Source organism: Streptomyces sp. NPDC054841 (assembly GCF_053611045.1).
Genome location: NZ_JBSGZO010000127.1, coordinates 1 through 19,516, shown reverse-complemented (window position 1 = coordinate 19,516; position 19,516 = coordinate 1). Strand labels below are relative to the sequence as shown.

15 protein-coding genes and 1 pseudogene are annotated in these 19,516 nt (G+C 70.7%); 2 read left to right on the top strand and 14 right to left on the bottom strand.

The genetic code is table 11. From position 1 onward, the window contains the following. Nucleotides 1-95: 95 nt before the first annotated feature. The 7 genes from topA to ACWGI8_RS18840 form a co-directional block, all read right to left on the bottom strand. Nucleotides 96-2,855 (bottom strand): type I DNA topoisomerase, encoded by a 2,760-nt coding sequence (topA, locus tag ACWGI8_RS18870; RefSeq protein ID WP_453662252.1) that lies wholly within the window; start codon nucleotides 2,853-2,855, stop codon nucleotides 96-98. A gap of 235 nt (nucleotides 2,856-3,090) precedes the next feature. Continuing rightward, entirely contained in the window at nucleotides 3,091-3,288 is a 198-nt protein-coding gene (locus tag ACWGI8_RS18865) for a hypothetical protein (protein WP_453662250.1), read from the bottom strand. 420 nt (nucleotides 3,289-3,708) lie between these two features. Then, nucleotides 3,709-5,247, bottom strand: coding sequence for a DUF7059 domain-containing protein (locus ACWGI8_RS18860; protein WP_453662249.1), 1,539 nt, complete (start codon nucleotides 5,245-5,247; stop codon nucleotides 3,709-3,711). Between the two features lie 209 nt (nucleotides 5,248-5,456). Continuing rightward, on the bottom strand, nucleotides 5,457-6,128 hold the full coding sequence (locus ACWGI8_RS18855) for a small secreted protein (RefSeq protein ID WP_453662255.1): 672 nt from the start codon (nucleotides 6,126-6,128) through the stop codon (nucleotides 5,457-5,459). A gap of 217 nt (nucleotides 6,129-6,345) precedes the next feature. Then, a complete protein-coding gene (locus ACWGI8_RS18850) occupies nucleotides 6,346-8,742 on the bottom strand; it encodes a sodium-translocating pyrophosphatase (protein ID WP_453662247.1) in 2,397 nt (798 codons plus the stop codon). A gap of 271 nt (nucleotides 8,743-9,013) precedes the next feature. Beyond that, nucleotides 9,014-9,460, bottom strand: a complete 447-nt coding sequence (locus ACWGI8_RS18845) for an ATP-binding protein (RefSeq protein ID WP_453662246.1) — start codon at nucleotides 9,458-9,460, stop codon at nucleotides 9,014-9,016. A gap of 135 nt (nucleotides 9,461-9,595) precedes the next feature. Further along, on the bottom strand, nucleotides 9,596-9,949 hold the full coding sequence (locus ACWGI8_RS18840) for an STAS domain-containing protein (RefSeq protein ID WP_003967428.1): 354 nt from the start codon (nucleotides 9,947-9,949) through the stop codon (nucleotides 9,596-9,598). Nucleotides 9,950-10,028: 79 nt separating this feature from the next. On the opposite strand from ACWGI8_RS18840, the gene ACWGI8_RS18835 reads away from it, so the two are divergent. Then, a complete protein-coding gene (locus ACWGI8_RS18835) occupies nucleotides 10,029-12,698 on the top strand; it encodes a DEAD/DEAH box helicase (protein WP_453662244.1) in 2,670 nt (889 codons plus the stop codon). Nucleotides 12,699-12,738: 40 nt separating this feature from the next. Here ACWGI8_RS18835 and ACWGI8_RS18830 read toward each other — a convergent pair. The 7 genes and pseudogenes from ACWGI8_RS18830 to ssd all read right to left on the bottom strand — a co-directional run. Beyond that, nucleotides 12,739-12,945, bottom strand: a pseudogene (locus ACWGI8_RS18830) (Rv3654c family TadE-like protein); the annotation flags it as partial. 53 nt (nucleotides 12,946-12,998) lie between these two features. Then, entirely contained in the window at nucleotides 12,999-13,388 is a 390-nt protein-coding gene (locus ACWGI8_RS18825) for a TadE family type IV pilus minor pilin (RefSeq protein ID WP_453662243.1), read from the bottom strand. After that, nucleotides 13,375-13,608 carry a DUF4244 domain-containing protein gene (locus ACWGI8_RS18820; RefSeq protein WP_453662254.1) on the bottom strand — a complete coding sequence of 78 codons (234 nt, stop codon included), beginning with the start codon at nucleotides 13,606-13,608 and terminating at the stop codon, nucleotides 13,375-13,377. Before ACWGI8_RS18820 ends, ACWGI8_RS18825 begins: the two co-directional genes overlap by 14 nt. A gap of 163 nt (nucleotides 13,609-13,771) precedes the next feature. Further along, on the bottom strand, nucleotides 13,772-14,554 hold the full coding sequence (locus ACWGI8_RS18815) for a type II secretion system F family protein (protein ID WP_453662241.1): 783 nt from the start codon (nucleotides 14,552-14,554) through the stop codon (nucleotides 13,772-13,774). Beyond that, nucleotides 14,551-15,444 (bottom strand): type II secretion system F family protein, encoded by an 894-nt coding sequence (locus ACWGI8_RS18810; RefSeq protein WP_453662240.1) that lies wholly within the window; start codon nucleotides 15,442-15,444, stop codon nucleotides 14,551-14,553. The genes ACWGI8_RS18815 and ACWGI8_RS18810 overlap by 4 nt, the downstream gene beginning before the upstream one ends. Beyond that, nucleotides 15,405-16,553, bottom strand: coding sequence for a TadA family conjugal transfer-associated ATPase (locus ACWGI8_RS18805; RefSeq protein WP_453662238.1), 1,149 nt, complete (start codon nucleotides 16,551-16,553; stop codon nucleotides 15,405-15,407). Before ACWGI8_RS18805 ends, ACWGI8_RS18810 begins: the two co-directional genes overlap by 40 nt. After that, nucleotides 16,550-17,647 (bottom strand): septum site-determining protein Ssd, encoded by a 1,098-nt coding sequence (gene ssd / locus ACWGI8_RS18800; protein WP_453662237.1) that lies wholly within the window; start codon nucleotides 17,645-17,647, stop codon nucleotides 16,550-16,552. The genes ACWGI8_RS18805 and ssd overlap by 4 nt, the downstream gene beginning before the upstream one ends. 614 nt (nucleotides 17,648-18,261) lie before the next feature. Between ssd and ACWGI8_RS18795 the strand changes: the two genes are divergently transcribed. Beyond that, complete coding sequence (locus tag ACWGI8_RS18795; RefSeq protein ID WP_453662236.1) at nucleotides 18,262-19,101, top strand: HAD family hydrolase; 840 nt, start codon at nucleotides 18,262-18,264, stop codon at nucleotides 19,099-19,101. Nucleotides 19,102-19,516 lie beyond the last annotated feature (415 nt).

Sequence of the window (19,516 nt, the reverse complement as noted above, 5' to 3'; positions counted from 1 at the left end):
GTGTAACGGTTGCCGCCGCCGCTCGTCGTGTTGTCGGCCAGGCTCAGTTTTGCGGCCGCAGCGACCCAGCCGGAGGGCCCGACCTGGGTGCTCGGCTACTTCCGCCGCCGCGCGGTCGCCTTCTTCGCCGGGGCCTTCTTCGCGGTCGTCTTCTTGGCCGCCGCCTTCTTCGCGGGAGCCTTCTTGGCGGCCTTCTTCGCCGGTCCCTTGGCGCGCTTCTCGGCGAGCAGCTCGTAGCCGCGCTCCGGAGTGATCTCCTCCACGCTGTCGCCGGTCCGCAGGGTCGCGTTGGTCTCGCCGTCGGTGACGTACGGACCGAAGCGGCCGTCCTTCACCACGACCGGACGCTCGCTCACCGGGTCCGTGCCCAGTTCCTTCAGCGGCGGCTTGGCCGCGGCCCGGCCGCGCTGCTTGGGCTGGGCGTAGATCGCCAGCGCCTCGTCCAGCGTGATGCTGAAGAGCTGGTCCTCGGTCTCCAGGGAGCGCGAGTCCGTGCCCTTCTTCAGGTACGGGCCGTAGCGGCCGTTCTGGGCGGTGATCTCGACGCCTTCGGCGTCCTTGCCCACGACGCGCGGCAGCGACATCAGCCTGAGCGCGTCCTCCAGCGTCACCGTGTCGAGGGACATCGACTTGAAGAGCGAGGCGGTCCGCGGCTTCACCGCGTTCTTGCCGGTCTTCGGCGTGCCCTCGGGCAGGATCTCCGTGACGTACGGGCCGTAACGGCCGTCCTTCGCGACGATCTCGTTCCCGGTGACCGGGTCCTTGCCGAGCTCGAAGTCACCGCTCGGCTTGGCCAGCAGTTCCTCCGCCAGCTCGACGGTCAGCTCGTCGGGCGCGAGGTCGGCGGGGACGTCGGCGCGCTGGTGGCCCTCCGACTCCTTCTCGCCGCGCTCCACGTACGGGCCGTAGCGGCCGACGCGCAGCACGATGTCGTTGCCGACCGGGAAGGACGAGATCTCGCGTGCGTCGATCGCACCGAGGTCGGTGACCAGCTCCTTGAGGCCACCGAGGTGGTCGCCGTCGCCGTTCCCCGCCTCGGCGGCGCCGCCCGCTCCCGTGCCCTCGCCGAAGTAGAACCGCTTCAGCCACGGCACCGCCTGGGCCTCGCCCCGCGCGATGCGGTCGAGGTCGTCCTCCATCTTGGCGGTGAAGTCGTAGTCGACCAGCCTGCCGAAGTGCTTCTCCAGCAGGTTGACCACGGCGAAGGAGAGGAACGACGGCACGAGCGCCGTTCCCTTCTTGAAGACGTATCCGCGGTCGAGGATCGTGCCGATGATCGACGCGTACGTCGACGGGCGGCCGATCTCGCGCTCTTCCAGCTCCTTGACCAGGCTGGCCTCGGTGTAGCGGGCCGGAGGCTTGGTCGCGTGGCCGTCCGCCGTGATCTCCTCGGCGGTCAGCGCGTCGCCCTCGGCGACCTGCGGCAGCCGGCGCTCGCGGTCGTCCAGCTCGGCGTTCGGGTCGTCCGCGCCCTCGACGTACGCCTTCATGAAGCCGTGGAACGTGATCGTCTTGCCGGAGGCCGAGAACTCGGCGTCCCGGCCGTCGGAGCCGACGCCACCGATCTTGACCGTGACGGAGTTGCCGACCGCGTCCTTCATCTGGGAGGCGACGGTCCGCTTCCAGATCAGTTCGTACAGACGGAACTGGTCGCCGGTCAGCCCGGTCTCGGCCGGAGTGCGGAAACGGTCGCCCGAGGGACGGATCGCCTCGTGCGCCTCCTGCGCGTTCTTGACCTTTCCGGCGTACGTGCGCGGCTTCTCCGGCAGGTAGTCGCCGCCGTACAGCTGGGTGACCTGCGCCCGGGCCGCCGCGACGGCGGTGTCGGAGAGCGTGGTCGAGTCCGTACGCATATAGGTGATGAAGCCGTTCTCGTACAGCTTCTGCGCGACCTGCATCGTGGCCTTCGCCCCGAAGCCCAGCTTGCGCGACGCCTCCTGCTGGAGGGTGGTTGTACGGAACGGGGCGTACGGCGAGCGGCGGTACGGCTTCGACTCGACCGAGCGGACCGAGAACGAGGCGCTCTCCAGCGCGGCCTTGAGAGCGCGCGCGTTCGCCTCGTCGAGGTGCAGCACCTGGCCGGACTTGAGCTTGCCGTCCGGGCCGAAGTCCCGGCCCTGGGCGACACGCTGCCCGTCGACGCTGCTCAGGCGGGCCGTGAAGGCCGACGGGTCGGACGCGTCACCGGCGCGGCCGGTGGAGAACGTGCCGGTCAGGTCCCAGTACTCGGCGGAGCGGAAGGCGATGCGCTCGCGCTCGCGCTCGACGACGAGGCGGGTCGCCACGGACTGGACGCGGCCCGCCGACAGCCGCGGCATGACCTTCTTCCAGAGGACCGGCGAGACCTCGTAGCCGTAGAGGCGGTCGAGGATACGGCGGGTCTCCTGGGCGTCGACCATGCGCTTGTTGAGCTCGCGCGGGTTGGCGACGGCCTCACGGATCGCGTCCTTGGTGATCTCGTGGAAGACCATCCGGTGGACGGGGACCTTGGGCTTGAGGACTTCGAGGAGGTGCCAGGCGATGGCTTCGCCCTCGCGGTCCTCATCGGTGGCGAGGTAGAGCTCGTCGGACTCGGCGAGCTGCTCCTTGAGCTTCCTGACCTGCGCCTTCTTGTCGGCGTTGACGACATAGATCGGCTGGAAGTCGCGCTCGACGTCCACGCCGAGCCGACGGACCTCGCCGGTGTACTTCTCGGGGACCTCGGCCGCGCCGTTCGGGAGGTCGCGGATGTGCCCGACGCTTGCCTCGACGACATAGCCGGGGCCGAGGTAGCCCTTGATCGTCTTCGCCTTGGCAGGCGACTCGACGATGACGAGTCGGCGGCCGCCCTGTGCGGTCTCGCTGGTCGGGGACAACTTCGCTCTTCTCTCCGGTCGACGCTCGGTGGTCACGTACGGCGTACAAGGCACGACGTACGGCCGCACTGCACTGCTGTCGCTGCGGAGTGTGACGGTACAACCCGCCCCCGTGTCAAACGGCAAAAGCTCGCAACGGCCACTCGAACGGTAACCCGACTCCAGGCATTCCTGCCGCCCGGACTCCCACTGTGTGCGTCAGGGCGTGCCGGGCGGGGTCCGGCCCGGAAGGAGTTCAGGCCCGGCTGAAACACCAGACGCCGGCGACCAGGAACAGGGCCCCGAAGATCGCCGCGAGGGTGGCCGCCGTGGCGGGATTCACGCCGTGCGCGACCGGGGCGCGGTGCAGGACGCGTGCTCCCGTCCACACCAGCAGTGCGGCTCCGAACAGCGCGAACGCCGTTCCCGCGAAGATCGCCGGACCGCTCTCCATATGCGTCTCCCACTCCTCGGCCTGATCCCGGGATGCCGGGGCCGAGACTGACACCTCCGGGCGTCGCCCACGCGAATTCCGGGTGAACGCGACACGGGTTCACCCGGCCGGCGCCGCCCCGGGCCCACCCGGAAGAACGCCTTCCACAGGCCGACCGTCCAGACAGGAGGTTTTCCTGGCAGACAGGACGTTTCCTGGCAGACGGGACGTTTTCCGGAGCCCACCCGTCCGGGCCGGTTTCCGCGCCGACGCCGAACCGGCCACAGCCCGGTCGGGTCCCCCGGCGGTTTCCCTCGGAGCGTTGCGGCCATTGCCCGCCACGCGAACAATGGCCAATTTCGTACGGGAAATGTTGGCCGGCGGAGGGCGGGACCGCCTTGCGGCGGACGGGAGGGGGCCGCTCGGGCCGCGGGCGCCCGCTCAGTCGCCGGCGCGTGAAGACTCGTCGCCGGGGCCCGCGGGCTCCAGGAAGCCTTCCTGGACCAGCAGTCTGATCGCCTGCGGCGTACGGTCCCGCAGCATCACCGGATCCTCGCCGACGAGCTGCGCGATGGCGTCGAGGATCCGCCCGGCGCTCAGCGTGCCGTCGCAGACGCCCGCGAAACCCGCGCCCACCGTGTCCACCTTCGTTGCACGCCGCATGCCCCGGTTCTGCCGCAGCACGACATGCTCGGGGTCCTCGGCGCCGGGCAGCCCGACCTGCTCCTGCACCACTTCGTCCGCCAGCACGAAATGCTCGGCGAGCAGCGCCGCGTCGTCGCGCGTCCGGAGATAGTCCTGCCGCGCGAAGTGGGCCCGTACGGTCTCGCCGAGGGGCTGCTCGACGGGGTGCGGCCACTCCTCGACGACGATCGACGGCTGCTCCGCCCCGGACTTCCGGAGCGTGACCCAGCCGAAGCCGACCGCCTTGGTCCCGCGCGCCTCGAACTCGTCCAGCCACGCGTCGTACCGCGCCGCGTACTCCTCGGGAGCGGTGCGGTGGTCACCGCTGTCCCGCAGCCACAGCTCGGCGTACTGCGTCACGTCCTGCACCTCGCGCTGCACGATCCAGGCGTCGCACCCGCGCGGCACCCAGGAGCGCACCCGCTCCTGCCAGTCCTCCCCTTCCACGTGCTGCCAGTTGGCGAGGAACTGCGCGAACCCCCCTTGGTTCAGCCGCTCCCCCGACTGCCGAACGAGCGAGCGGCAGAGATCGTCCCCGCCCATCCCGCCGTCCCGGTACGTGAGCCGGGCGCCGGGAGAGATGACGAAGGGCGGATTCGACACGATCAGGTCGTACGTCTCCGACTCGACCGGCGCGAAGAGTGAGCCCTCCCGCAGATCGGCCTCGGGTGCCCCGGACAGCGCGAGGGTGAGCCGGGTGAACGCCAGCGCCCGGGGGTTCAGATCGGTGGCCGTGACCCGGGTGGCGTGCCGGGTGGCGTGCAGAGCCTGGATGCCGGAGCCCGTACCGACGTCGAGGGCGGAGGTCACGGGCGTACGGACCGTGATCCCGGCGAGCGTGGTGGACGCCCCACCGACGCCGAGCACGACGCCCTCGCCCTGGCCGCCGGCCCCGCCGGCCCCGCCGACCGCGCAGCCCAGGTCGGAGACGATGAACCAGTCCTGCCCTTCGGGGCCGCCGTACGGGCGCACGTCCACCGTCGCCCGGATACCGTCGCCGTCCTTGACGACCCAGCCGTCGGCGAGCGCCTCGTCCAGCGGCAGCGCGGCCCGCGCCCGCTCGGGCGCCACCGTCCGCTGCAGCAGGAAGAGCCGTACGAGGGTCTCCAGCGGTGAGTCGCCCCGGGTGGCGCGCACCGCCGGCACGGTCTCGCTGCGGGCGAGCGCCGCGTATGCGGGCGCGCCGAGCAGGTCGAGCAGTCCGTCGGCGGTGAAGTCGGCCGCGAGCAGGGCGTCACGGAGCCGGGCGGACTGGTCGGGCACAGGGAGGCCTGAGGCAAGGCTGGTCGTACTCACGCGCCCATTCTCACCCGCGGGCCACGCCGCCCGCCCCTGCCGCGCGCATCCGGAGTCCCGGGATCCGGCCGGGGGCCCCGCCGGGCGGGCGAGGCGACGGGTGGACGACCAGGCGCGGCTGGGCAGCCCCGGTGCGGACTCCGGGACCGACCGGGATCAGTCGTACACGTGCTCCCGGTCCGGTCCGGTGGCTACTTCGAAGACACTTCCTAGGACGACTTCGAGGCGTCGGCGGACTTCGACGGACCCGTGGCGTTCGACGGCTTGGCAGCCGGCTTCGACGAACCGGATCCCGGCTTCGTGGACTCGCCCGTCGCACCGGTCGGCTTCACCGAGGGCTTGACCTTCTGGCAGCCCGGCTGCTGCCCCATCGCCTTGCCCAGGTCACCGGACTGCAGCTTGGCCAGGGCGTCCTGGTCCATCTTCTCGATCTTCTTCAGACCGTCCGCGATGCCCTGCAGCCCGTCGGCGAACTTCTGCTGGTCCTCCGGGTCGAGCGCGTCCACCTGCTTCTTGAGGTTGAGGTAGGCCGTCGACGTGGCGTTGAGTTCCTTGACGGCGTCCTCTTGCAGCTTCCCGCCGTTGTCGACCGGCGGCACGCCGGCCCCCTGCACGGCCGTGGCCAGAGCCTTGTTCGCCTCGGCGATGTCCTGGAAGGCCTTCGAGTCGGCGGTCTGGATGTCGGCGGGCTTGCCGTCCGCGGCGGTCGAGATGATCGTCTGCTGGGCGTTGGCCCTCTTCTGGATCTGCGGCTGTGCCTGGTCGCAGACCGTCTTGGCCCAGGCATTCACCTTGCCGTCGCTGTCGTCGCTGGTGCAGCCCGACAGCGCGAGCACCAGTACCGCGCCGCCGGACAGCGCGGCCGCAAGCTTCTTGTTCACCTTCACCGGATCGGTCCCTTCCAAGGCTCTCGGCCCCGGAACATACACGCCAAGTGGGCGACAGCCGCATGCCGAACGTCCGGTATTTACACTATTGCAGCCATTTGCACCAAGAGAGACAAGGCTCACCCGGCGCACGGAAATGGGCGGACGGCGCGTCAATCCGCGCCGCCCGCCCACGCCTTGAGCAGGTGTTTCTGTTGCGGTGTGAGGTTTGCTACGAAACGACCGCAGGGTCCGGTGACTTCGCCGACCGTTCGGCGGCGTTGTCTTCGTCACCCATGGCGACGGAACGCCGCTTGGACACGTAGACCGCACCGATGATGATCGCGATCGCCAGCGCCGCGACCACGGCCCGTACGCCCGCGTTGGCGTCGTCCCCGTAGCTGAACTGCACCACCGCGGGCGCGATCAGCAGTGCCACCAGGTTCATCACCTTGAGCAGCGGGTTGATCGCGGGGCCCGCGGTGTCCTTGAACGGGTCGCCGACCGTGTCGCCGATGACCGTCGCGGCATGCGCCTCGCTGCCCTTGCCGCCGTGGTGGCCGTCCTCGACGAGCTTCTTGGCGTTGTCCCACGCGCCACCGGAGTTGGCGAGGAAGACGGCCATGAGCGTGCCGGTGGCGATGGCACCCGCGAGGTACGAGCCCAGAGCGCCGACACCGAAGGTGAAGCCGACCGCGATCGGTGCCAGCACGGCGAGCAGGCCGGGCGTGGCCAGTTCGCGCAGCGCGTCCTTGGTGCAGATGTCGACGACGCGTCCGTACTCCGGCTTCTCGCTGTAGTCCATGATCCCGGGATGCTCGCGGAACTGCCGCCGCACCTCGTAGACCACCGAACCGGCCGACCGGGAGACCGCGTTGATCGCCAGCCCGGAGAAGAGGAACACGACGGCCGCACCGAGGACCAGGCCCACCAGGTTGTTGGGCTGCGAGACGTCCAGACTCAGGTTCATCTCCGCGGCCTTGGCACCCACCTCCGCGACGGAGGTGGCGATCGCGTCGCGGTACGAGCCGAAGAGCGCGGCCGCGGCGAGAACGGCAGTCGCGATGGCGATGCCCTTGGTGATGGCCTTGGTGGTGTTGCCGACAGCGTCGAGGTCGGTCAGGACCTGCGCGCCCGCGCCCGTGACGTCACCCGACATCTCGGCGATGCCCTGGGCGTTGTCGGAGACCGGGCCGAAGGTGTCCATGGCGACGATGACACCGACGGTGGTGAGCAGCCCGGTACCGGCCAGCGCCACCGCGAACAGCGCGAGCATGATCGACGTACCGCCGAGCAGGAACGCCCCGTAGACGCCGAGACCGATCAACAGCGCGGTGTAGACGGCCGATTCGAGGCCGATGGAGATACCGGCGAGGACGACGGTGGCCGCGCCGGTGAGCGAGGACTTGCCGATGTCCCGGACGGGACGACGGTTCGTCTCGGTGAAGTACCCCGTCAGCTGCTGGATCAGGGCGGCCAGCACGATGCCGATGGCGACGGCCACGAGCGCGAGGATGCGCGGGTCGCCGGCGTGGTCCTCGATCGCCGCGTCGGTGACACCGTTCAGTTCCGCGTACGACGACGGCAGATACATGAACACGGCCGCGGCCACCAGAACGAGCGAGATCACCGCGGAGATGAAGAATCCGCGGTTGATGGCCGTCATCCCGCTGCGGTCGGCGCGCCGCGGGGCGACCGCGAAGATACCGATCATCGCGGTGACCACGCCGATCGCCGGGACGATCAGCGGAAAGGCCAGGCCCAGATCACCGAAGGCGGCCTTGCCGAGGATGAGTGCGGCGACGAGCGTCACGGCGTACGACTCGAAGAGGTCGGCGGCCATGCCCGCGCAGTCGCCGACGTTGTCACCGACGTTGTCGGCGATGGTGGCGGCGTTGCGCGGGTCGTCCTCGGGGATGCCCTGTTCGACCTTGCCGACGAGGTCGGCGCCGACGTCCGCGGCCTTCGTGAAGATGCCGCCGCCGACACGCATGAACATGGCGATGAGCGCAGCGCCGAGGCCGAAGCCCTCGAGCACCTTGGGGGCGTCCGCGGCATAGACGAGAACCACGCAGGAGGCACCGAGCAGGCCGAGGCCCACCGTGAACATGCCGACCACACCGCCCGTCCGGAAAGCGATCTTCATGGCCTTGTGCGAGACGGCCGTCAGATCCTTTTCCGGCTCGCCCTCCGCCGGTGTCGCTTCACGCGCGGCCGCGGCCACACGGACATTGGCTCGTACGGCAAGACGCATGCCGATGTAACCGGTGGCCGCCGAGAACAGCGCGCCCACCAGGAAAAATACCGAACGTCCGGCGCGTTGCGACCAGTTGTCGGCCGGCAGCAACATCAGCAGGAAGAAGACCACGACGGCGAAGATGCCGAGCGTGCGCAACTGCCGTGTCAGATAGGCATTCGCGCCTTCCTGTACGGCTGCTGCGATCTTCTTCATGGAATCGGTGCCTTCACCGGCCGCCAGTACCTGGCGTACCAGCAGCTGGGCGACGATCAACGCCGCCAGCGCCACGGCCGCGATGGCAATAACGATCATCCGATTGTCATCGGTGAGTACCGCGGCTGCGAGAGAAGTGGGGTAGTCGGGCAGGTGTGGGTTGAAGAGCCCCGCCATTCGTCCTCCTTGACGTTCAGAGCTCAAGATGTGGACGGATTGTAGGGAGCGGAACCTGATCAAAACAGGGCGCGACAAATGGAATTGACCTTCAGTTGCTACTCAGCAAACTATCGCGCCTCGAGAATCCCCCCGAAAGCGGTAATGGGACAAAGGCATTGACGCTTGATCCATGATCTAGGGAAATGAAAAAGGCCCTGCTCAGCAGGGCCTCTCAAAGGAACAGGCGAACGCGCCACCGTCAGCGTGACGCGGTCGGGCGGTCACAGCGTCATGGCACGATCGTGGCCGGATTCTTGGGCCAGCTCATACGGATGACGCCGCCGTGCTCCCCGGACGTCACCTCGACGTCGTCGACGAGCCCACTGATCACCGCGAGACCCATCTCGTCCTCGCCGTCACTCTCCGTGTCTCGGGCCTGCTCTGTGGAACCGGTACCCGGACCGGCCGCGCCGGTGCTTCCCTCGGCGGGGACCTCGTCGCCGACCTCGATGGAGAAGGTCTTCTCCTCCTCGGTCAGGACAACCCGGACGGGAGCGGTGATGCCACTGCTGCGGTGCAGCCCGACGGCCCGGCTGCACGCCTCGCCGACGGCGAGGCGGACCTCGTCCAGGACGGCCTCGTCGACCCCGGCACGGCGCGCCACGGCAGCGGCCACCAGGCGGGCGGTCCTGACGTGCTCGGGCTGTGCGCTGAAGCGGAGTTCAACGGTGGCCATGCGGTCCCCCTCGGACGGACGAGCGTGCGAGCGTGCTTCTCAGGGGCCCGGGCTTTCGCCCGGAACCCTTGCTTCCTCCGGACTCCCCGGAGGTCTCCGGAATCACCCGGAGCCTCCGGAGATCCGCCGGACGACTCAGTCGGTCGCCGCGACGGCCTCGTCGACCGTGGTGTGAATGGGGAACACCTTGGTCAGACCAGTGATCCGGAAGATCTTGAGAATGCGCTCCTGGTTGCAGACCAGGCGCAGCGATCCTTCGTGCGCACGCACACGCTTGAGACCGCCCACAAGCACGCCGAGGCCGGTCGAGTCGAGGAAGTCCACACCCTCCATGTCGACAACCAGGTGGTAGCTGCCGTCGTTCACCAACTCGACCAACTGCTCGCGCAGCTTGGGCGCGGTATACACATCAATCTCGCCACCGACCTCGACGACCGTGCGGTCGCCACCAGGGCCGGACACATTGCGAGTCGACAGGGACAGGTCCACGGATCCTCCAGCACCTTGCTATCGAGCGGTCGCCCCTCGGGTCTCCCCGACGGAGCCAGGGGACGGATCTCCAGCCGCGATGGCATTCAATCACTTACCGGCAGCCATGCACGACGCCTTAGGACCATTGTCCGTCACGCCGGTGACACACTCGGTGCCGATGGCCATGAATCACCGTCCCAGACGTCCTTCCGAGAGCGGGGAAACCCGCCCCACCCCCGGTACGGTCCTCGACCGGCTCACCGCGGGGGCGGGCCGGGCTGCGCGCATCACTCATACGGAGCACTTGCCCCCCAGGCCGGGCCGCCATGCAGTCTGGCCGCACCGCATCCGCGCGGAAGTGATCAGCGCCATCCAGCAGGCCGGCATCGAGCACCCCTGGGCCCACCAGGCCACCGCCGCCGAGCACGCCCTGGACGGCGAGTCGGTCGTGATCGCCACCGGCACCGCCTCGGGCAAGTCCCTGGCGTATCTCGCGCCCGTCCTGTCCACGCTCCTGGACGGTGCCGAGGCGGCCAACGGGCGGGGCACCACCGCCCTCTACCTCGCCCCGACCAAGGCCCTGGCCGCAGATCAGCGCCGCGCCGTGAAGGAGCTCGCCGCCCCGCTCGGCAACCGTGTGCGACCCGCCGTGTACGACGGGGACACCCCCGTCGAAGAACGCGAATGGGTCCGCCAGTACGCGAACTACGTCCTCACCAATCCGGACATGCTGCACCGCGGGATACTCCCGTCACATCCTCGCTGGTCCTCCTTCCTGCGCTCCCTGCGCTATGTCGTCATCGACGAGTGCCACACCTACCGGGGCGTCTTCGGCTCCCATGTCGCCCAGGTGCTGCGCCGCCTCCGCCGGGTCTGCGCCCGCTACGGCGCGAACCCCGTCTTCCTCCTCGCCTCCGCCACCGCCGCGGAACCGGCCGTGGCCGCCCGTCGCCTCACCGGCCTGCCCGTCACCGAGGTCTCCGACGACGCCTCGCCCCGCGGCGAACTCGTCTTCGCCCTGTGGGAGCCCCCGCTCACCGAATTGCACGGCGAGAAGGGCGCCCCGGTGCGCCGTACCGCCACGGCCGAGACGGCCGACCTGCTCACGGACCTGACCGTCCAGGGCGTCCGTACGGTCGCCTTCGTACGCTCCCGGCGTGGCGCCGAGCTGATCTCCGTCATCGCCCAGGAGCGCCTGGCCGAGGTCGACCGCAGCCTCGCCCGCCGGGTTGCCGCGTACCGGGGTGGCTACCTGCCGGAGGAACGGCGCGCCCTGGAGCAGGCCCTGCACTCCGGCGAGCTGCTCGGGCTCGCCGCCACGACCGCCCTGGAGCTCGGCGTCGACGTTTCGGGCCTGGACGCGGTCGTCATCGCGGGCTATCCCGGCACCCGGGCCTCGCTCTGGCAGCAGGCGGGCCGGGCAGGGCGCTCCGGGCAGGGCGCACTCGCCGTCCTGGTCGCCCGCGACGACCCGCTGGACACCTTCCTCGTCCACCACCCCGAGGCGCTGTTCCAGCAGCCGGTCGAGTCCACCGTCCTGGACCCGGACAACCCGTACGTCCTCGCCCCGCACCTCTGCGCGGCCGCAGCGGAGCTCCCCCTGACGGAGGACGACCTTGACCTGTTCGGCCCTGCCGTGGCCGAGCTGCTGCCTCAGCTGGAGAGCGCGGCACTGCTGCGCAGGCGCGCCTCCGGCTGGTACTGGACCCGCCGCGAGCGGGCCGCTGACCTCACCGACATCCGGGGCGAGGGCGGCCGCCCGGTGCAGATCGTCGAGGCAGGGACCGGCCGGCTGCTCGGCACGGTCGACGAGCCGGCCGCCCACGCCGCCGTCCACGACGGGGCCGTCCACCTCCACCAGGGCCGTACGTACCTGGTGAAGCAGCTCGACCTGGAGGATTCGGTCGCCCTCGTCGAGGAGGCGAACCCGCCGTACTCCACCACTGCCCGCGACACCACCTCCATCTCCATCCTGGACACCGACACCGAGGTCCCGTGGGGCGCGGGCCGCCTCTGCTACGGCTCTGTCGAGGTCACCAACCAGGTCGTCTCCTTCCTTCGCCGGAAGCTCATCACCGGCGAGGTGCTTGGCGAGACCAAGCTCGATCTGCCGCCTCGCACCCTGCGCACGCGAGCCGTGTGGTGGACGGTCACCGAGGACCAGCTGGAGGCCGCCCGGGTGAACCCGGAGCAGCTGGGCGGCGCCCTGCACGCCGCCGAGCACGCCTCCATCGGGATGCTCCCGCTCTTCGCCACCTGCGACCGCTGGGACATCGGCGGGGTCTCCGTCCCGCTGCACCCGGACACCCTGCTGCCCACCGTCTTCGTGTACGACGGTCACCCGGGCGGCGCGGGCTTCGCCGAGCGGGCCTTCCACACCGCCCGTGAGTGGCTGACCGCGACCCGTGAGGCCATCGCCTCCTGCGAGTGCGACGCGGGCTGCCCGTCCTGCATCCAGTCCCCGAAGTGCGGCAACGGCAACGAACCGCTGCACAAGCGGGCCGCCGTGCGGCTCCTGACCGTCCTCCTCAGGGAGGCCCCGGCCCCGGCCACCCCGGCTGCAGGGGCTCCGCCCGGGTCCTCCCCGTCGGGCCCGGAGTCTCCGGAGGCTGAGACTCCGGAGGCTGAGGCCCCTGCGACTCCTGAGACTGCAGAGGCTGAGGCTCCTGAGACTGCAGAGGCTGGGACTCCTGCGACTCCTGAGCGCGGAACCGCCAAAACTTCTGAGGGGCCGCTGGGCCATCCGGGGGACCCGCGCGGGATCTGACCTCCGGGGAGTACGGGCCGAAGGCTGCCTCGGCTGTCACATCGGCGGTCTCGCCGGTCACCGCGCACCGCACCACGGCCGCCCCCTGGGCGCGGGCCACCCGTGCCGCCGCAGCGCATGCCGGCCCCGCACCCTCCAGAGCCCGGTCCGCCGCGGCGAGCGCCGCCAGGTCGGCCGCGGCGCCCGCGCGGTGGCGGGCGACAACCGCCTGGCCCATGGCCAGCACCGCGGCGAAGACCGCACACATCGCGCACGCCGCCATGGCCACCCAGACAGTCGCCGAGCCCCGGTCGCGGCCCCTCATGGCGCGCTGCTCCCCACCGTGTCCTCCGCGAGAGCAGCGGCTTCCGCCGTCAGGGTCAGAGCCAGCGCCCCCGGACCGGGACTCGCGGCCTCCACCCGCACCCTCCAGAGGTCACCGTCCCGCCCCATCGAGACCTTGGCGTCGCGCGGGGCGGCGGACCGGGCGGCGGCGAGCGCAGCGGCCTCCGGCTCCGATCTCGCGGCCGCCCGCGCCCCGGCCCTGGCCGCGTCCACACACTGGATCTGCGCGGAAGCCGCCACCAGAGCCCACACCAGCGCCATCGCGAACACCACCAGCGCCGGAACGGCCACCGCCGCCTCCGCTGTCACGGCCCCCCGGTCGGCGACCGCCCTGCCGACGGCCGCCCTGCGGTCAGAACTGGGCATTGAGCGCCTTGCCGATGACCGATTCGAGTGCCGTCGAGACCGTCCCGCTCGTCACCACCTTGTAGAGGACCGCGGCGAAGGCACATGCCGCGATCGTTCCCATCGCGTACTCCGACGTGGTCATCCCCGCGTCGGTACGCCCCCGCATCTTGCCCAGCCATGCCCGGGCACCGGTGCGCGCCCGAGTCGCCAGCTCCGTCCAGCCCTTCAGCCGTGCCATGCGCTTCATGCCAACCACCTGTGTTCGTCGGCCAGTTGTGACTTCAGCCACTTCAACTAGTTCAATCACTTTGGTCATTTCAGTCATTTCAACCACCTGAGTTGCTTGATTCGCCCGAGTTGCTGGAGTTGCTTGAGTCGCTCGAGTCGCTCGAGTTGTCGCATCAGTTGCCGCTGCCGCGCAGCAGTCCGCTCGCCAGGCCGATCACCACCGGAGCCACTCCGATCGCCAGAAACGCCGGCAGAAAGCAGAGCCCCACCGGCGCGGTGATCAGGACCTGTGCGCGCTGGGCCCGTGATGCGGCAGCCCGGGCCCGGTCCGCTCTGAGGCCCTCGGCCAGCCGGGAGACCGGCCCCGCCGCCGGCGCCCCCGAGGAACCGGCCCGCTCGAGGCAGCGAGCCAGCCCCGCGGCGCCCGGTATCTCCCCGAACCGTCCCCAGGCCTGCGACGGTTCGCTGCCCAGCCGCAACTCGGCCGCGGCCTTCGCCAGTCGTCGGCCGACCGGGCCGCCGAGCGACTCCCCCACCGCTTCCGCCGCCTCGCGCGGCCCTGCTCCTGCCGAGACACAGGCCGCCAGCAGATCGGCGGCGAGCGGGAGCTGCTCCGCGGCCCCCTCCTCGCCGGCCGCCGCTCCGTCCCGTGCGCGGCCCTGCTGCCACTTCCGCAGGCCGTACGCCCCGGCAAGGCCCAGCAGGCAACCGGTGATCCCGCCGGCCAGGACGCAGCCGATGATCAGCACGCCCATCGGAGGGGCCCAGCTGCGCGCCCTCGCCCCGTACTCGGGCGCCCACTTCCAGCGAGGAGCGTGCTCCACCGCGAGCAGTACGGCGATCCGCCCGCGTGCCCGTCGCTCGCGCCGCCACCCGGCCACCACGCAGCCCAGCCAGACCACGGCCGATGCCAACGCGACCGCGACCCCCAGCCTGTGGACGAACTGGGCGCTCATGACCGCTCACCCGTCCGCACGATCCTCGCCGCCCAGTACAGACCCGCCGCTTCCAGCAGCCCGCCCACGAGCAGGCACCCCAGGCCCGCGGGGGTGTGCAGCAGCACCGTCAACGGATCGGCGCCGAGCGCCCAGCCGAGCCCCAGCCCGACCACCGGGAGCAGCGCCAGCACGACGACCGTGGACCACGCTCCGGCCAACTGGGCGCGCAGTCCCTCCCGTTGGTCCCGCTCGGCCCGGAGCGCCGCCTCCAGCCGGTCCAGCCCTGCGGCCAGCCCCGCCCCGCTGCCCACGGAGACCAGCCAGCAGGCCGCCAGGCCGGCCAGCCCGTCCGCGCCCGGCTCGCGCGCCGCCCGCCGCAGCTCCCCGGGCACATCGCCGCCGAAACGCGCAGCCGCCAGCACCGCGGCCTCCGCCCCGCCGAGCGCCCCCGTGGCCCGGCCGGCTGCCAGCAGTGCCTGTCCGGGCTGGCGGCCCGCCCGCAGCTCGCCCGCAACGGCCCCGCACAGCGCGATCACCGCGTCCGCCCTCCGCTCCCTGGCCCTCCTTCCCTCTCCTGTCCTCAGCCGCCGCCCCACCAGCGGAATCGCCACCGCACCCGCAACCAGCGGAAGCACCGACTCCCCGGCGACGGCCAGTACCAATGCCAGGGGCAGGCACAGCCATTCGCGCCTCAGCCGCCTCACCACCTGCCGCGCTTGCCGCCACCGCTGCTCGCCCCACCAGGGCACCGCCTCGACCGCGCCCCCGCCGGCGAACATCAGCCTTGACCGCCGTACCGCCTGGTCCCCACCAACCGTCATCCATGCCGCGGCTCCCGCGCATACCGCCGCGTACATCACCGTCGTCGTCACCACGCACCCCCGACCAACGACCGCAGCCGCTCCCATCCCCGCTCCCGCACGAAGCCCGCCGCACCCCACCGCAGCGCGGGAACGGTCACCACCAGCCCCACCGCGTCCCGCTCCAGCACATGCACCTCGGCGATCCGGCGCCGTCCGTCCCGGTCCCGCACGAGATGGACCACGACCGAGAGCGCGGCCGCCAGCTGGCTGTGCAGCGCGGCCCTGTCCAGTCCGGCCGCCGTGCCCAGGGCCTCCAGACGGGCCGGGACATCCGTGCCCGTATTCGCGTGGACCGTGCCGCAGCCGCCGTCATGTCCCGTGTTCAACGCCGCCAGAAGATCGGTCACTTCGGAGCCGCGCACCTCGCCCACGACCAGCCGGTCCGGCCGCATCCGCAGCGCCTGGCGCACCAAGTCCCGCAGGGTGACCAGGCCCGCACCCTCCTGGTTGGCCGGACGGGACTCCAGCCGCACCACATGCGGATGGTCGGGCCGCAATTCCGCCGAGTCCTCGGCCAGGACGATCCGCTCGCGTTCACCGACCAGCCCCAGCAACGTCGACAGGAGCGTCGTCTTGCCCGAGCCCGTGCCTCCACTGATCAGATAGGAGACCCTGGCCTCGATCAGCGCCCGGAGCAGCCGGTCGCCGCCCGGCGGGACCGTCCCCGCCTCGATCAGCTCGCCCAGCGAGAAGGCCCTGGGCCGCACCACCCGCAGCGACAGACAGGTCGAACCGACCGCCACCGGGGGCAGCACCGCGTGCATCCGGGTGCCGTCGGGGAGCCTGGCATCCACCCAGGGGCGAGCGTCGTCCAGCCTGCGCCCCGCCACCGCCGACAGCCGCTGCGCCAGCCTGCGCACCGCCGCAGCATCGGAGAAGGTGACATCGGTGAGCTGGAGCCCGCCGCCCCGGTCCACCCACACCCGGTCGGGTGCCGACACCAGCACATCCGTCACCGCGGGGTCGGCGAGCAGCGGCTCCAAGGGCCCCGTCCCCACCAGCTCGCACCTCAACTCCTCGGCGGCGCCGAGCACTTCCGTATCGCCGAGCAGCCGCCCCTGCGCCCGCAGCGCGGCCGCCACCCTGGCCGGGGTCGGGTCGGCCCCGCTCTCGGCAAGCCGCTGCCTCACGGCCTCGAGCAGAACCGACGTCATGACACCCCACCGCCCGCGAATGCCCGCTCCCAGAACGCCGAGCAGAACCGGGCCAGCGGCCCCCGCGCGCCGGCGCCCGGTGGAACCCCGCCGTCGAGGTCGGCGAACAGCCCTGCCTCCACCGGCAGTTCCCCCGCAAGCGGCAGCTCGAGCGCATCGGCCACCCACTGCTCGTCCAGGCCCGATGCGTACGGCCCGCGCACCACGGCCCGCAGATCGCCCAGCACCATGCCCACCGTCGCCGCGACGCGCCTCGCGGCGGCCACCGCACGCAGCTCGCCCGGCACCACCAGAAGCCCGACATCAAGCTGTGCCAGCGCCTCCGCGACGCCCTCATCGACGCGGCGCGGCAGATCCACGACCACCACACCGCCACGTCTGCGCGCGGCCGCCAGCACCGAACGCATGGCCTCCGGCGGGATCACCACCGCATCACTCCGGTCCCAGCTGAGCACCCGCAGCCCGTGCACCGACGGCAGTGACTCCTCCAGGGCACCGCCGGCGACCCGGCCCTTGGACGCCGCGAAGTCCGGCCAGCGCCTGCCCTCCGACTGCTCCCCGCCGAGGAGCACATCGAGACCGCCGCCCAGCGGGTCGCCGTCGACGAGCATCGTGCGCCGCCCTTCGCGGGCCGCTGTCACGGCGAGCGCGCAGGCCAGCGTGGAGGCTCCCGCACCGCCCCGGCCGCCGATCACACCGACGGTGAGTGCGGGCCGGCCGACGCCTTCGGCCACATCGGCGATCCGGTCCACGAGCCAGCCCTCGGCGTCGGGCAGCCGCAGCACACAGTCGGCACCGATCTCCACCGCCCGCCGCCAGACCTGCGGATCGTCCTGATCACGTCCGACGAGCAGCACACCCCGTCTGCGGGTGGCTCCCCTGCAGCGCGCGGCCGCATCGTCCCCGACGAGGACCAGCGGCGCGCCCTCCCAGCTCCCTCGCTCCTCGGGCACCGAATGATGAACCTGCGGATCGGCACCCGCCGCGGCGCACAGCCGCAGCAGATCGTCGAGCAGCGCCAGGTCCTCCGTGACGATCAGAGGCCCGGTCCGGCGCTCGCCAGGAACCGGCGGCCCGCCGGACGCCCCGGACACACCCGAGGTACCCGATGGACCCGGCCTGCCCGGCGCACCGGACGCGCCTGATGTGATGGAACCCGCCACGATTTCCCCCCCTTTCACCGCGCTTCGCGGTGTCAGCCACGAGTGCGGGCAGACCGCCCGCACCCGTCCCGTACCGCTCTCACCACGCGGCGAGATCGATACGGGATCTGTGATTCCTTCGGTCCGTGAACTTCGCGGACGGAATCACCGTGCAGCGCGCCGGAAAATCGTGTGGATCTTGCTCTAAAACTGTGGACAACTCGCCACTTGTGAATATCCCGGTAGCCCATACCAGTGACTTCTGGCCCGACTTCCGGAGCGCAGCGCGACCGCTACGTAGAGTGACGGAATCGGAGGCGTCGAGGCCGGCGTCGACGAAGCACCGGGGAGGGGAGAACGATCAGATGCAAGGGACGAAAATGCGTCCGGACATGCGACGACCCCCGCCGGGGGGGAGAGCGGGGGTCGTCCCCACGGCCGACTCGGGGGGGGAGGAGTCGGACCGGGTTAGCACGGTCGCGAACGATCCGTGACTTCCATGGTGTACCCGAGAGCCTTCTCAGGCAAACCCACGCGCCCCAGCTTACGCCGAATGGTGGGCGCCTATGCTCTGCGTCGTGGAAAACCACTCCTTGCCGCGCACAGCAGCCTTCTTCGACCTGGACAAGACGGTCATTGCGAAGTCGTCGACGCTGACCTTCAGCAAGTCCTTCTATCGCGGCGGACTGATCAACCGCCGTGCCGTACTGCGGACTGCGTACTCCCAGTTCGTCTTCCTCGCGGGCGGCGCCGACCACGACCAGATGGAGCGGATGCGCAAGTACCTGTCCGCTCTCTGCAAGGGCTGGAATGTGCAGCAGGTCAAGGAGATCGTCGCCGAGACACTGCACGACCGCATCGACCCGATCATCTACGACGAGGCCGCGTCCCTCATCGAGGAGCACCACGCCGCAGGCCGCGATGTCGTCATCGTGTCGACCTCCGGCGCCGAGGTCGTCGAGCCGATCGGCGAGTTGCTCGGTGCCGACCGCGTCGTCGCCACCCGCATGGTCGTCGGCGACGACGGCTGCTTCACCGGAGAGGTGGAGTACTACGCGTACGGTCCGACCAAGGCCGCGGCGGTCAAGGAACTCGCCGAGTCCGAGGGGTACGACCTGTCGCGCTGTTACGCGTACAGCGACTCGATCACCGACGTCCCCATGCTGTCGTCCGTGGGGCATCCGTTCGTGGTCAATCCGGACCGGACCCTGCGCCGCGAGGCCGTGTCCCGCGGCTGGCCGGTTCTTGTCTTCAACCGTCCGGTACGGCTGAAGCAGCGCTTTCCCGCGTTCACGATGCCGGCGCGTCCCACGCTCGTCGCGGCGGCCGCGATCGGTGCGGCGGCGGCGACCGCGGGCCTCGTCTGGTACGCGAGCCGACGCAGAAGTTCCTTTGCCCGCATTTGAGACCAAAAGTAAAAAAAGCAGCCAGGGGTTCCGCTTGCCGGGCCTCTGGAGTACAAAGGACTTAACGGCCCGCGAGACCTGGGACATCCGAGAGGATCACCAATCACGCAACAAAGGCCCCACGGACCGAAGCATGAACGCCGAGCACCCACGCGACGTCGACCCGTCGATTACGGGCCAGCCGCACCAGGTGACGGGCAAAGTTCCCGACCTGATGGGCAACATATCGAGGACGCTTGGTAACTGGGCCGACATGCCAGCGGCGGTACCACCCGGTACCGCCGCAACCCTTTTGTCTGGGTCATTCTGCGTTCTTTCTGCGCCTAAGGGCTGTCCCGTAATCCCCGGTGGATCAGCGCGCGGCGTCAGATGCGGTGCATCGCAAGGCGGAGGGTCGTCCTCATACTGGGCGTAT

Coding starts and splice junctions, on each gene's coding strand:
- ACWGI8_RS18865 (WP_453662250.1), bottom strand. CDS start 3,288: ATGGAGAGCGGTCCGGCGATCTTCGCGGGAACGGCGTTCGCGCTGTTC.
- ACWGI8_RS18850 (WP_453662247.1), bottom strand. CDS start 8,742: ATGGCGGGGCTCTTCAACCCACACCTGCCCGACTACCCCACTTCTCTC.
- ACWGI8_RS18845 (WP_453662246.1), bottom strand. CDS start 9,460: ATGGCCACCGTTGAACTCCGCTTCAGCGCACAGCCCGAGCACGTCAGG.
- ACWGI8_RS18835 (WP_453662244.1), top strand. CDS start 10,029: ATGGCATTCAATCACTTACCGGCAGCCATGCACGACGCCTTAGGACCA.
- ACWGI8_RS18825 (WP_453662243.1), bottom strand. CDS start 13,388: ATGCCCAGTTCTGACCGCAGGGCGGCCGTCGGCAGGGCGGTCGCCGAC.
- ACWGI8_RS18820 (WP_453662254.1), bottom strand. CDS start 13,608: ATGGCACGGCTGAAGGGCTGGACGGAGCTGGCGACTCGGGCGCGCACC.
- ACWGI8_RS18815 (WP_453662241.1), bottom strand. CDS start 14,554: ATGAGCGCCCAGTTCGTCCACAGGCTGGGGGTCGCGGTCGCGTTGGCA.
- ACWGI8_RS18810 (WP_453662240.1), bottom strand. CDS start 15,444: ATGGGAGCGGCTGCGGTCGTTGGTCGGGGGTGCGTGGTGACGACGACG.
- ACWGI8_RS18805 (WP_453662238.1), bottom strand. CDS start 16,553: ATGACGTCGGTTCTGCTCGAGGCCGTGAGGCAGCGGCTTGCCGAGAGC.
- ACWGI8_RS18795 (WP_453662236.1), top strand. CDS start 18,262: ATGCTCTGCGTCGTGGAAAACCACTCCTTGCCGCGCACAGCAGCCTTC.